Genomic DNA, 13,159 nt, shown 5'->3' with positions numbered 1-13,159 from the left:
CGTGCAGGTCAGGACTTTTCGCATTCCGATTGAATAAAAAAGCTGAAAAACGTCCAGGGATGCGTGGCGCTTGAGCATTGAAAAAGCGAAACTTTTTCCGCCGGGTGCAAATGCTGGAGTGCTTCTGTTTTCATCGGAAGCACTCTAATGGTTGCCTTATGGCGTACAGGTTCTAAAAAGGCGGAAAAATATCCCGTGCGGGAAAGATGGTTCCATCGATCTCCCTTGGCCGTATAGTCTCTCGCAAGAGCCAGATCAGCAACATCGATCATGTCCGAGCGCCCTTCGTTTACGCCCACCTCCGCCATGGTGCTTGCCGCAGGGCTTGGCAAGCGCATGCGTCCCGTCACCACGACCCTGCCCAAGCCGCTCGTGCGCATCGCCGGGCGCTCGCTGCTCGACCGGGCGCTGGACCGGCTGGTCTCCGCCGGCGTGCAGCGCGCGGTCGTCAACGTGCATTACCTGCCGGACCTCGTCGAGCAGCACCTGAAGCACTTCGACGGCCTTGAAATTGTCATCTCCGACGAGCGCGCCAAGCTGCTGGAGACGGGCGGCGGCACCAAGAAGGCGCTGGACCGGCTGGGGCCGGATCCGTTCCTGGTCGTCAATACGGACGCCATGTGGCTGGAAGGGCCGACGTCGAATCTCTCGCGGCTCATCCGGCGCTGGAATGCCGATGAAATGGACATCCTGCTGCTGCTCGCCACGTCTTCCAACAGCATCGGGCACGAGGGCAGCGGCGATTTCATCATGGAGCCGGACGGGCGTCTCAGCCGCCGTCCGGAGCGGCTGGTCGCGCCGTTCATCTATGCCGGCGTCGGGCTCGTCAAGCCGGAGCTGTTCGCGGACACGCCCGACGGGCCGTTCTCCATGAACCTGCTGTTCGACCGCGCCATCAGCGCCGGACGCCTCTTCGGCCTGCGCCTCGACGGGGAGTGGCTGCATGTCGGCACGCCGCATGCCATCCTTGAGGCGGAGGAATACGTTGCCGCGAGCGCCCGGTGACGGACAGGCACAGGATGGCGGGCGCGACCTGAGTCTCGCGCGGCGCGCGGCGCGCGTCCATGCCATCCCCACCGGAGCGCCGTTCCTGCCGACGCTCGCGGATGCACTGCTCGACGGGCGCGTCGTGCCGGGATTTCCGGATCGCGGCGACCCGCTGTCGCTGTCGCGGGCGACGATCTTCCTGCCGACCCGCCGCGCGGCGCGCGCCTTCGCGACGCTGCTGTCGGAGCGCTTCGCGCCGGCGCCCGTGCTGCTGCCGCGCCTCGTGCCGCTGGGCGATGTCGACGACGCTGAACTGTCGCTGGCCGCCTCGGCAGCATTGGACGAAGGTGATATCGATGTCGCTCTCGGCGCCGCACTGTCGGCGTCGCTCGCGCCGGCCCTGGGGGACACCGAGCGCCGGCTGATTCTCACCCGCCTCGTGCTGGCATGGGCGCGGGCAGTGGACCGCGCCTTGCTGCGGCTCGACGAGCGTGAACCGTTGCTGGTGCCGGCCTCGCCCGCCGACGCGCTGGCGCTGGCGGGCGATCTCGCGCGGCTGATGGATTCGCTCACCACCGAGGACGTGCCGTGGAGCGCACTGGCGGCGCTGGTGGAGGAGCGGCACTCGCAGTATTTCGCCATCACGCTCGCCTTCCTGAAGATCGCGGCGGAGCAGTGGCCGCAGATTCTGGAGGAGCGCGGCGCGAGCGACCCGGTGGCGCGCAACCACCGGCTGATCCTGGCGCAGGCCGCGCATCTGCGGCAGGCGCCGCCGGCCGATCCGATGATCGTCGCGGGCTCCACCGGTTCCATCCCGGCGACGGCGCAGCTCATCGCGGCCATCGCCCACCTGCCGCTGGGGGCCGTGGTGCTGCCCGGCCTTGACGACAGGCTCGACGAAGAGGCGTGGGAGGTCGTCGGCGGCAGGCGCGGCGGCTCTCCCGTGGCGCATCCCGAGGCGACGCATCCGCAGGCGATCCTGCGCCGGCTGCTCGACACCATCGGTGTCTCGCGCGAGGACGTGGAGACGTTGGGCGCGGCCGCGCCGGGGCTGGAGGCGCGGCGCCGCTTCGTGAGCGAGGCGCTGCGGCCGGCCGAGACCACGGAGCGCTGGCATATCAACCGCGCGGATGTTGCCGGCGCGCAGGCCGAAGCGGCGCTCGCCGGCATGGCGCTGATCGAGGCGGCGGACGAGCGCACCGAGGCGCTGGCCGCGGCTGTCGCGCTGCGCGAGGCGGTGGAGCGGGACGGGCAGACAGCCGCGCTGATCACGCCGGACCGGGCGCTGGCGGAGCGTGTCAGCGCCGAACTCGCCCGCTGGGGGATCGAGGCGGAGGACTCTGCCGGGCGACCGCTGTCGCGCAGCCGTGCCGGCACGCTCGCGCGGCTCGCGGCGCAGGTCGCGGTGTCGAACTTCGCGCCCGAGCCGCTGCTCGCGCTGCTCGCGCACCCGATGGCGGTCTTCGGCACGACGCGGGCGGAGGTGGAACGTGCGGCCGCAGTGATCGAGATCGGCCTGCTGCGCGGGCCTGCGCCGCCCGCCGGCATTGACGGGCTGCGGGCAATCCTGCCGGTGCGCCGGGCCGCGGCGCGGGAAGCGCATGCGCTGCGCCCGCTCGCGGCGCTTTCCGCCGACGACTGGGCGCTGGCGGAAGGTTTTCTGGACCGCTTGCAGGAGGCGTTCGCCGGGTTTCTGCCGCAGGCGGGCGACAATCCCGCCAGTCTCGATCTCGTCGCGCTCGCTCCGCGCCATGCGGCGGCGCTGGCCAGGATCGCCGCGCGCGACGGCGTGGAAACGTTGCCTGAGGGCGAAGGCGGCGAGGAACTCGCGGACCTGTTCGACGAACTCGCGTTTTCCGAAAGCCTCGGCGTGTGCGGGCGCTTCGCCGATTATCCCGCCCTGTTCGAGGGGCTCGCGGACATGCGCATCGTCCGCCGGGAGAGGCATGCGGGCGCGAGCGTCCATCCGCGCGTCAGGATATGGGGCCTGCTGGAGGCGCGCCTGCTGCATGCGGACAGGCTCGTGCTCGGCGGGCTCGACGAGGGTGTCTGGCCGCCGCGCACGCGCAGCGACGCCTTCCTCAACCGGCCCATGCGCGCCATGCTCGGCCTCTCCTCGCCGGAGCGGCGCATCGGGCAGACGGCGCACGATTTCGCCGAGGCGCTCGGCGCGCGCGAGGTGGTGATGACCCGCGCCGTGAAGCGGGACGGCGCGCCGACCGTGCCGTCACGGTTTCTCCAGCGCATGAAGGCGCTTGCAGGGGCGCAGTCGTGGCAGGCGGTGGCGGATGCCGGCCGCCGGTTCGTCGCGCTCGCGGAGGCGCTCGATGCGCCGGTTGCGGTGGCGCCCATCCGCCGGCCCGCACCCCGGCCGCCTGTCTCGCTGCTGCCGAGACGCCTCAGCGTCACCGCCGTCGAGACGCTGGTGCGCGATCCCTATGCGGTCTATGCGCGCCATGTCCTGAAGCTCGATCCGCTCGACGGCATCGCGGTGCCGCCCGGCGCCGCGGACCGGGGCACGCTGGTACATGCGGCGCTCGGCGATTTCGCGGCACGCTGGCCGCAGTCGCTCCCGGACGATCCGCTGGACGAGGTGCTCGCCGCCGGCCGCGCGGCCTTTGCGCCGCTGGCGGTCTATCCCGACATCGCCGTGCTGTGGTGGCCGCGTTTCGAGAGATTGGCGCAGGCTTATGTCGGCTGGGAAAAGGCGCGCCGCGCCGCCATCTGCAAGGTGCACGCGGAAGTATCGGGAAAGCTCGACATCCCGCTGCCGGACGGTGGTGGCTTTGTGCTCACCGCCCGTGCCGACCGCATCGAGGAGACTGACGCCGGCGCCGTGATCGTGGATTTCAAGACCGGCGCCCCACCGTCCACCAAACAGGTGTTCGCCGGCTTCGCGCCGCAGATGACGCTGGAGGCCGCAATGCTGAAACGCGGTGCATTCCGCGGCGTTGCACCCTGCGATGCGCCGGCGCTGCTCTACATGCATGCCACCGGCGGGCGCGAGCCGCTGCTGGACAGGCCGGTCAACCCGCCACGTGGCGAGGAACGCACCGTGGAGCAGATCGCAGAGGAACACTTTGCCGGCTTGCGGGCGTTGCTGGAAAGATATTTTGCCGGCAATTCCGGCTTTATCTCGCGTCCCTTTGCGGAGTTCGCGCGACGCGAAGGGCCATATGACCATCTGGCACGGGTGCGCGAATGGTCGGTGATGGCGGGAGAGGGGGAAGACGCATGAGCGACATCGTCGTTCCGCCGAAAACCGGCCAAGACCAGCGCCGTGCCGCCGATCCGGCCGCATCCGCCTGGGTGTCGGCCAACGCGGGCTCGGGCAAGACGAAGGTGCTGGCGGACCGCGTGCTGAGGCTGTTGCTGTCCGACGTCGATCCGGCGCGCATCCTCTGCCTCACCTTCACCAAGGCGGCGGCCGCGAACATGTCGAACAGGGTGTTCGACGAACTCGGCGCGTGGGTCGCGCTGGACGATGCGGCGCTGGGGCAAAGGCTCGCCAGGCTCGTCGGCGGGGAGCCGGGAGCCGGCAAGATCGAGGCTGCGCGCCGTCTCTTCGCCCGCGCCGTGGAGACGCCCGGCGGCCTGAAGATCGAGACCATCCACGCCTTCTGCGAACGGCTGCTGCATCTCTTCCCCTTCGAGGCCAACGTGCCGGCACGCTTCGAGGTGCTGGACGAGACGCAGTCGCAGGAAATTCTCGAACAGGCGGTGCGCGATGTGCTGATCGCGGCCTCGCGTGCCGGCGATCCGGCTCTCACCGGCGCGCTGGCGTTGATGTCGCGCGAGGCCGGTGACGAGGCGGTGAACAGGGTGCTGCGCGCGGCGCTGCGCTGCAAGTCGTTCCTGCGCGATTACGCGCGGGAACCTGGCGGGCTTGCGCGGGCGCTCGCGGCGTTCGGCGTGCTGTGCGGCCTCGCGCCCGGCGACACACCGGAGCGTCTGCGCCGCGCCATCGTGGAAGACGGCCTCGTGCCCGACGAATGGCCGATCGTCGCCGAGGCGCTGGAGGCGGGCAAGAAGACGGACAAGGAGCGTGCGGAGGGCTTCCGCCGCGCCTTCGCCGCCGCTGACGAGGATGAGCGGTTCGCGCTCTATCGCGACATCTTCCTGACGAAAACCGGCACGCCCGTCGCCCGGATGGCGACGCAGTCCGTCGATGCGGCGATGGCGGAGCGGCTGGTCGAGGAGCGCGACCGGATCGTCGACCTGCTCGGCCGCATCCGGGCGGCGGAGGCGGTGGCACGCACGCAGGCGCTGTTCGCGCTGGCGGACGCCGTCTTCGGCCGTGTGGAAGCGCTGAAGAACGCGCGCGGCGCGCTCGATTTCGACGACCTCATCGCCCGCACCGTCGCGCTGCTGCAACGTGCCGACGCGGCCTGGATCCTCTACAAGCTCGACGCCGGCATCGACCACGTGCTGATCGACGAGGCGCAGGACACATCGCCCGAGCAATGGGCCATCCTCAAGACGCTGGTGGCGGAGTTCACCGCCGGCGAGGGTGTCTTCCCGCGCCCGCGCACGCTGTTCGCGGTGGGCGATCCCAAGCAGTCGATCTACGGGTTTCAGGGCGCGGCGCCGCATGAGTTCGAGGCGAGCGGGCGCTATTTCCGCACCCGCACGCGCGGCGCGGGCATGCGCTTCGAGGACGTGGAACTGACGGTCTCGTTCCGCTCCGCGCCGGAGGTGTTGTCGGCGGTCGATGCCGTGTTCGACGTGCCGGAGCACCGCCGGGGACTGTCGTTCGACGACGGCGCGGGAGCGCCCGTGCACGAGAGCGCGCGTCCCGCGGCGCCGGGCATCGTCGAGGTGTGGGAAACGCAGTGGAAGGCGCCGGTGCCGGACGCGGATGCCTGGGCTTTGCCCGTCGACGAGCCGGAACGGTCGGCGCCTGCCGTGCGGCTCGCGCGCAAGATCGCGGCGACCATCCACCGCTGGATGGAGCAGGGCGACGGAAAAGACCCGGCGATCCCGCCCGGCGACGTGCTCGTGCTGGTACGCAAGCGCGGCGCCTTCTTCGAGGCCGTGATCCGCGCGTTGAAGGACGCGGGTGTGCCTGTCGCCGGCGCGGACCGGTTGACGGTCGCCGAGCACATCGGCGTGCGCGACCTCGTCGCGGCGGGGCGCGCGGCGCTGCTGCCGCGCGACGACCTCACGCTCGCGGCGGCGCTGAAATCGCCGCTCGTAGGCTGGGACGACGGCGATCTCATGCGCATCGCGGCAACGCGCGAAGACGATATGCCGCTCACGGAGGCGCTGCGCGCGGCGGCGGAGGCGGGCGATGCAGCGGCGGCGAAGGGGCTCGCGGCGCTCGCAGGATGGCGGGAACTGGCGGCGCGGGAAGGGCCGTTCGGCTTCTACGCCACCGTGCTGGGGCCGCGCGGCGGGCGCCGCGCGCTGGTGTCACGGCTGGGGGCCGAGGCTGGCGATGCCATCGACGCCTTCCTCGCGCAGGCGCTCGACCACGAGAGGCGCTTTCCCCCCTCGCTTACCGGCTTCCTCAACGCCTTCGAGGGCACGGCCGGCGACATCAAACGCGACATGGACGACGCGCGCAACGAGGTGCGGGTGATGACGGTGCACGGCGCGAAGGGGCTTGAAGCGCCGGTCGTCATCCTCGCCGACGGCGGCGAAAAGCCCGACGGCCGGCACGATCCCCGGCTGATCGAGGTCGAGGTCGCGCTGGACGGGAAAGCCGTTGCGGTGCCCGTGTGGTCGCCGGGCGAGAAATTCGATCCGGAGCCGGTCGCCGAAGCGCGCGCGGTCCTGCGCCACAAGGCCGTCGAGGAGAACAACCGCCTGCTCTACGTCGCGCTGACGCGGGCCAGAAACCGCCTCATCGTCGCCTCCGCCATCAACCGCTCGCCGCCTGCCGAGGGCGAGCCGCGCCCGCCCGAGGAAAGCTGGACCGGCATGGTCATCAACGGGCTCGAACGAGCGGCGGAAGGCGCGGGCCGGCTCGCCGGCCGGGGAACGCTGCTGCGCGATCGCGACGCCGATGGCGGCGAGGTGCTGCGCTGGCTGACGCCGGACAAGCCGGCCCCCGCCGTCCCGCCTCCGGTGGGGCCGAAGGCGCCGCCGCCGCCGATGCCGGACTGGCTCACCGCGTCCGCGCGCGCTGAGACGGAGGCCGTGCCGCCGTTGCGGCCGTCAAGCGCGCTCTCGGCGGCGGACCGGCCCCACCGCGCGCCGGAGACGCCGTTCGTCGCCCGCGCCCGCCTGCGCGGCCAGCTCGTGCATGCGCTGATCGAACGTCTGCCCGGCCTTCCGCTTGCGGCACAGGCTGGCGCGGCGGCGGCCTTCGTGAAGGCACGCGCGGCGCGCCTGCCGGCGCACGAGCAGCAGCAGATTGTCGCGGCCGCGCTCGATGTGCTGAACGCGCCGCCGCTCGCGGTGCTCTTCGGGCCGGGGAGCCGCGCGGAAGTGGCGTTGGCGGGCAACGTCACGCTGGAGCTTGCCGGCGGCCGGCGCGTCCTGCCGATTTCCGGCCGCATCGATCGGCTCGCCGTCGCGGGCGGCGAGGTGCACATTGCCGATTTCAAGACGGGCACGCCGCCCCCTCTCGACACGCGCCCGTCTCATGTGGTGCAGCTTGCGCTCTACCGCGCCCTGCTGCAGCAGATATTGCCGGGGAAGGCCGTGCGCGCCTTCCTGATCCACACCGCCGGGCCTGCTGTGCAGGAAGTGCCGGCCGCCCGGCTCGACGAGGCGCTGCGCCTGCCGGGGCTGGCGGGCGGCTGACGGGGGACACGATTGCATGGCGCGTCAGCATCTTCAGGTGGAAACAGTCATTCTCGGGGCAGGCGCGGCCGGCCTCATGTGCGCCGCCCATGCGGGCGCTGCGGGCAGGCGGGTGCTCGTCGTCGACCATGCCCGCGCGCCGGGCGAGAAAATCCGCATCTCCGGCGGCGGGCGCTGCAACTTCACCAATCTCAATGTGAAGCCGCAGTGCTTTCTGTCGGACAATGCCCACTTCGCCAAATCCGCGTTGAGCCGCTATACGCAGCACGATTTCATCGCGCTCGTGGAGCGCTACGGCATCGCCTATCACGAAAAGACGCGCGGCCAGCTTTTCTGCGACGACAGCGCCAGGCTGATCGTGGATATGCTGTGCGCGGAAATGGCGCGGGCGGGTGCCGAGCTGCGCCTGCAGACCCGCATCGACGGCGTGGCAAAGACGGAAGGCGGCTTCTCGCTCGATCTCGACGGGCAGGAAGGAGCCTATGGCGTCGCCTGCCGCAATCTCGTGGTGGCGACGGGCGGCAAATCGATTCCCAAGATGGGCGCGACCGGCTTCGGCTACCGGCTCGCGGAGCAGTTCGGGCTCGCCGTGACGGAAACGCGGCCGGGGCTCGTACCGCTGACCTTCGGGGAGGATGTGATGGCGGATTTCCGCCCGCTCGCGGGCGTCGCCGCCGATGTCGCGGTGACGTGCGGCGCGGCACGCTTCGAGGAAGCGATGCTGTTCACGCATCGCGGCCTGTCCGGTCCGGCCATCCTGCAAATCTCGTCCTACTGGCGGGAGAAGATGCCGATTGCGGTGGCGCTGCTGCCGGGGGCCGATCCGTTCGAGGTTCTGCGCGAGCGCCGGCGGCAGGACGGCCGCAAGGCCATCGCCTCCGTGCTCGCCGACCTGCTGCCGAAGCGGCTGGCGCTCCATATGGCGGACCGGCTCGGCCTCGCCGGCAACATCGGCGACATGAGCGACAGGAAGTTGTCGGCGCTGGCGCAGGCGCTCAACGGCTGGGAGCTTCATCCTGCCGGCAGCGAGGGCTACCGCACGGCGGAGGTGACGCTGGGCGGCGTCGACACGGCGGCGCTCAACTCGCGGACCATGGAGGCGAAGGCGGTGCCGGGCCTTTACTTCATCGGCGAGGTAGTCGACGTCACAGGCTGGCTCGGCGGCTACAACTTCCAGTGGGCGTGGTCGTCGGGCCGGGCGGCGGGCACGGCAATCGCCGGGGAGCGATCCGCCTGACCGGGCGCGATGTTTCCGGCGCCGGTCGCGGCTTCGTTGCCTGCCGCGCGATGCTGCGTTGCGGTGGCAGCGCCGCCTGATCCGTTATACACTGCCCGGCGTCCGGCCACTCCGGCCATATCCCAGAAAGGCATCGTTCATGAACATTCCCGCTACCGTTGCCGTCTTCGTCGGCAGCCTGCGCAAGGCCTCGTTCAACCGCAAGATCGCACATGTCCTCGCGGATATCGCCGCCGACAGCCTCAAGCTTGAGATCGTCGAGATCGGCGATCTTCCCCTCTACAATCAGGACCTCGACGACGAAGGCACGCCGCCCGCTGCCTGGACCGCCTTCCGCGAGAAGGTAAAGGGGTTCGACGCCGTGCTGTTCGTGACGCCGGAATACAACCGCTCGGTGCCGGCGGTGCTGAAGAATGCGCTCGACGTCGGCTCGCGCCCCTACGGGCAGAGCGTGTGGGGCGGCAAGCCCGGCGCGGTGGTGAGCGTCTCCATCGGCGCCATCGGCGGCTTCGGCGCCAACCATCATCTGCGCCAGTCGCTGGTGTTCCTCAACGTGCCGACACTGCAGCAGCCGGAAGCCTACATCGGCGGTGTCGGCCATTTGCTCGACGATGACGGCAAGCTGACGAACGAGGGCACGAGAACCTTCCTCGGCAAGTTCGTCGCCGATTTCGCGGCATGGATCGAGAAGAACCGCGCTCACTGATCCCTCACGCGGCGGGAGCAGCGGGCCACCCCAGGCTATGAGTTCCGTGGCCTTTATGGTATGCATGATCCCAAGGGAGGTGAGACGACCTTTCCTCCGGTGGGAGCCGGGCTTTCGCCCGACCCCCGTTCTCTTAGCGACTGACTGTCAGGGTGAAGCGCCACACTCCGATCCTGACAACCAGCGTAAGCCGGAATTTCAATCGTCTCACCTCCTTTCGTGTCGCCGAATCGCCTCGACCCGGCCGTTACTTTCTGCTTGATGCGCAATATTTTTCAAGCGCGGCGTCACTTGCGTCGCGCCGCATGGCGTTTCGATGCCGGATGGTATTGCTGTCCGGAAAGTGGACGATGAGCGCGTCAGACGGCTTTGCGGAGCGTTTTCCGCTCCGGCCGAATCATCCGGACAATAAGGATTCGCTCGAAATCAAAGCATTGATGAGCATGATCCGATTATTTCAAACCGTTTCGCGTTTTCGGGCTATCGTCATAAAAAAGGGGAAGGCCGCCAGAGCGTCTTCCCCCAGTTGGCACGGCGGGTTTCCGTGGTGAAGGGTTACGCGCGTGCGCGTTCCGGCACCGGCAGGTTCAGCCAGTCGCGGTAGAAGGTCTCGATATCGGGCTCGAAGTCGTGGATGACGGGATACCACGGCGTCGGGGCCTCCACGTCGAGCAGCGTGCCACAATCCGGGCAGTAGTACTCGCGCAGCACCTGCCAGGTGGCGGTGGGCGCCATGAGCCGGGGATAGATTTCCTCAAGGTCGGCCTGGGTGTCGCGCACGCGCACGCGCGCGTGCAGCTTCCAGTTCTCGCTGGCGTCGCAGAAGTCGTGGCCGCATTCGCAACGCACCACCCACTGCTTCGTATCCTTGCGCTGGACGATGTAGAGCTTCGGGCCGAGCGGCAGCAGGATGCGGTCGTCCCACTTCACGCGCTCTTGCAGGATGTCGATGTAGGTGACGAAGCGGTCCGGGTCCTTCGGCGTCGAGAGCATCTGGTGCAGGGTGTCGTGGTCGATGGTGCCGTCGACCAGATCCGCGATCTTGGTGCGGGTGTAAGAAGCCATGATGTTTCCTCCGGTGTTTCTTGGCGGGAAGGAGGCGGCGCTTCACGCCGCCCCGCGTTGTTTCATTCGTCCACGAATTTCACCGTGGTGACATCCGGCAATTCGGACACGTCCATCGAGTAGTTCGCGCCGTAGCTCGGGATATCGAGGTCCTCCTCGCGCAGATCCCACTCCGCCGGCAGCTTCCAGAACGTCTTGAAGTCGCCAAGGAACTTCGGGCTGAGCTTGAAGGAGGCGGCGAACATCTGCTGCACCTGCGTTTCCGCCTGCTTGGCGACGATCTTCTCCCGTTCCCGCGCCAGCCAGTCGGACACCGGTTCGGATTTCGCGAGGCGTTCCTTGCGGATTTCGAGGCGGCGTGCCACGGTCGCGTCCTCGTCGATGACATGCCGGCCGCCTTCGTGCTGCAGCACGACGCCGTAGACTCGCTCGGCGAAGCGGGGCAGCAGGTAGCCGCCGTCGAGATCCTCCTGGATGCGCGCCGTCTCGCGGTCGAGCGGATCGCCGAAGCCTGGGCCGCCACGCAGGTAGTTGAGATAGAGGTCGTAGTCGGCGAACATCTCCTCCGTGGTGATGGCCTGCTTGTCGCGCTTGATCTGCGCTGCCGGCAACAGGCCGTCCCATTCAGGATTTTCCGGGTCGGTGTCGCCACCCAGCGGCAGCGGCTTGCCCTCCTCGATGAGCGCCTTGATGTTCGTTTTGTGCGCGGCGAAGCGATAGCCGGAGGCGGCGGGATAGCCGCCCATCAGCCCCCAGTCGGAGGTGATGTGGCCGTTGCCCATGAAGAACATGGTCCAGTCCTTGGCGTTCCAGACCATGCGCAGGCTCTCGAAGCCGCAGCCGCCGCGATACTTGCCGTAACCGGCGGAGTTCGTCTTGATCTTGCGCCCCAGATAGACGAGCGGCTCGGCCAGTTCCCAGATTTCCATGTCGCCCATGTCGCCTTCCGGGTTCCAGATGGCGGCGGCGTGGTCGAGGCCGTCTTTCACCGCGCTCGCGCCGGTGCCTTCGGCGGCGGACTCGAACGAGTTGACGGCGTGGATCTCGTCGTACTGGTTGAAACCGCCGCCCTGCAGCCAGTTGGAGGTGTTGGCGTTGCCGGAGTTGACCTCCTCAAGATACCCGCGCCCGAAGTAGGAACGGCTGAGACCGCGCCACAACGACGTCCATGACGAGACGAGGAAGTGCCAGGCGTAGGAGAAGGCGACGCGCCGGTCGTCCGGGTTCATCCAGGTGCCCTTGGGCAGGCGGAACTCGGTGCCGTAGGCCGCGCCGTCGTTGATCATCTCGGACGGAATCAGCGTTTGCGTCATCATCACCCAGATGCCGGATGTGAAGCTCACCGCATGCGCGTTATAGGTATGCCAGCCCCAGCGCGACGAGCCGTCGAAGTCCAGCCGCCAGGTGCCGTCGCCCCGGATGGTGATCTCGGAGGGCGTGTGCATGATGGTGTTGACCTTCGCGAAGTCGGAAGGCACGCGCACGTCCGGGTGATCGTAGGGCACGTCGACGAAACCGACCTGCCGGTACTTGCCGGGAATGGTCATCGCCTTGATGCGGTTTTGCAGGCCCTGCCGGCCGTGCTCCACCGCCTCGTAGGCGAATTTCCAGTAGTTTTCGATGCCTTCCTCGGCGATCACTTCCTCGACGAGCTTGCGGATCATGTGGCAACCGGCCACGCGGGTGCGCTCGTCGAGCACCCAGTAGCGGGTGGTGCGCACCATGCGCTGGCTCTCGTGCAGCCAGTCGCGGAACAGCGTGTCGTTGGCGCCGATCTTGCGGCAGGTGATGGAGTAACCGTCGCCGAAGCGCTGCACCTGCCCGGTCGACATCGAGCCCGGCCCGACGGAGCCGGTGTCGATGACGTGGGTGACGCCGCCGACCCAGCCGATCAGCTCGCCCTCCCAGAAGATCGGCACGATGGTATGGATGTCGCACGGATGCACGTTGCCGATCAGCGCATCGTTGTTACAGAAGATATCCTTGTCGGCGACGCCGGGGTTCTGCTCCCAGCCGTTCTCGATCATGTACTTGATCGCCGCGCCCATGGTGCCGACGTGGATGATGATGCCCGTCGAGGTCAGGATCGAGTCGCCCGCCGCGTTGTAGAGCGTGAAGCACAGCTCGCCTTCCTGCTCCACGATGGGGGAGGCGGCGATCTTCTTCGCCGTCTCACGCGCGTCGACGACGCCGGCGCGCAGGCGGGAGAACAGCTTGTTGTACAGAATGGGCTGGGTGTCGCGCAGTTCGAGCCCCTTGAGGCCGGCATAGTGGCCGCTGCTCTTCGTCGCGTCCATCAGCCGGTCGCGGTGCTGCTTCAGCGTCTCGCCGCCGCGCACGATGCCGCGCGCCGCCCCGGCGAGGGCATCCTTGCGAACATTGACGTTCATGATGTTTCCTCTCTGAACTTATTG

General features: G+C 68.7%; 9 protein-coding genes. 6 read left to right on the top strand and 3 right to left on the bottom strand.

Going from position 1 to position 13,159, the window contains the following annotated elements:
- Positions 1-8: 8 nt before the first annotated feature.
- A complete protein-coding gene (locus tag ACFFJ7_RS04425; protein WP_166947567.1) occupies positions 9-272 on the bottom strand; it encodes a hypothetical protein in 264 nt (87 codons plus the stop codon).
- Here ACFFJ7_RS04425 and ACFFJ7_RS04420 point away from each other — a divergent pair.
- The 6 genes from ACFFJ7_RS04420 (at position 271) to ACFFJ7_RS04395 (ending at position 10,231) form a co-directional block, all read left to right on the top strand.
- The gene (locus tag ACFFJ7_RS04420; protein ID WP_166947565.1) at positions 271-1,005 is read left to right on the top strand and encodes a nucleotidyltransferase family protein; all 735 of its coding nucleotides are present in this window, start codon (positions 271-273) and stop codon (positions 1,003-1,005) included. The genes ACFFJ7_RS04425 and ACFFJ7_RS04420 overlap by 2 nt on opposite strands.
- The gene (addB, locus tag ACFFJ7_RS04415) at positions 986-4,225 is read left to right on the top strand and encodes a double-strand break repair protein AddB (RefSeq protein WP_446686870.1); all 3,240 of its coding nucleotides are present in this window, start codon (positions 986-988) and stop codon (positions 4,223-4,225) included. Before ACFFJ7_RS04420 ends, addB begins: the two co-directional genes overlap by 20 nt.
- Positions 4,222-7,737 (top strand): double-strand break repair helicase AddA, encoded by a 3,516-nt coding sequence (gene addA, locus ACFFJ7_RS04410; protein WP_377590876.1) that lies wholly within the window; start codon positions 4,222-4,224, stop codon positions 7,735-7,737. The genes addB and addA overlap by 4 nt, the downstream gene beginning before the upstream one ends.
- Before the next feature lie 16 nt (positions 7,738-7,753).
- Positions 7,754-8,974, top strand: a complete 1,221-nt coding sequence (locus ACFFJ7_RS04405) for a BaiN/RdsA family NAD(P)/FAD-dependent oxidoreductase (RefSeq protein WP_377590875.1) — start codon at positions 7,754-7,756, stop codon at positions 8,972-8,974.
- A gap of 139 nt (positions 8,975-9,113) precedes the next feature.
- Entirely contained in the window at positions 9,114-9,680 is a 567-nt protein-coding gene (locus tag ACFFJ7_RS04400; protein WP_377590874.1) for an NADPH-dependent FMN reductase, read from the top strand.
- Positions 9,681-9,832: 152 nt separating this feature from the next.
- Positions 9,833-10,231 (top strand): hypothetical protein, encoded by a 399-nt coding sequence (locus ACFFJ7_RS04395; RefSeq protein WP_377590873.1) that lies wholly within the window; start codon positions 9,833-9,835, stop codon positions 10,229-10,231.
- Positions 10,232-10,235: 4 nt separating this feature from the next.
- Here ACFFJ7_RS04395 and ACFFJ7_RS04390 read toward each other — a convergent pair whose 3' ends face one another.
- A complete protein-coding gene (locus ACFFJ7_RS04390; protein ID WP_166947555.1) occupies positions 10,236-10,745 on the bottom strand; it encodes an acetone carboxylase subunit gamma in 510 nt (169 codons plus the stop codon).
- A 62-nt stretch (positions 10,746-10,807) separates the two neighbouring features.
- On the bottom strand, positions 10,808-13,135 hold the full coding sequence (locus ACFFJ7_RS04385) for a hydantoinase B/oxoprolinase family protein (protein WP_377590872.1): 2,328 nt from the start codon (positions 13,133-13,135) through the stop codon (positions 10,808-10,810).
- Positions 13,136-13,159: the final 24 nt, after the last annotated feature.

Source organism: Pseudochelatococcus lubricantis (assembly GCF_042432495.1).
Lineage (GTDB): Bacteria > Pseudomonadota > Alphaproteobacteria > Rhizobiales > Beijerinckiaceae > Pseudochelatococcus > Pseudochelatococcus lubricantis.
The sequence above is the reverse complement of the archived record's forward strand: the minus strand, read 5'-3'. Positions and strand labels throughout refer to the sequence as shown.

Coding starts and splice junctions, on each gene's coding strand:
- ACFFJ7_RS04390 (WP_166947555.1), bottom strand. CDS start 10,745: ATGGCTTCTTACACCCGCACCAAGATCGCGGATCTGGTCGACGGCACC.
- ACFFJ7_RS04400 (WP_377590874.1), top strand. CDS start 9,114: ATGAACATTCCCGCTACCGTTGCCGTCTTCGTCGGCAGCCTGCGCAAG.
- ACFFJ7_RS04385 (WP_377590872.1), bottom strand. CDS start 13,135: ATGAACGTCAATGTTCGCAAGGATGCCCTCGCCGGGGCGGCGCGCGGC.
- addA (WP_377590876.1), top strand. CDS start 4,222: ATGAGCGACATCGTCGTTCCGCCGAAAACCGGCCAAGACCAGCGCCGT.
- ACFFJ7_RS04420 (WP_166947565.1), top strand. CDS start 271: ATGTCCGAGCGCCCTTCGTTTACGCCCACCTCCGCCATGGTGCTTGCC.
- ACFFJ7_RS04425 (WP_166947567.1), bottom strand. CDS start 272: ATGATCGATGTTGCTGATCTGGCTCTTGCGAGAGACTATACGGCCAAG.
- ACFFJ7_RS04405 (WP_377590875.1), top strand. CDS start 7,754: ATGGCGCGTCAGCATCTTCAGGTGGAAACAGTCATTCTCGGGGCAGGC.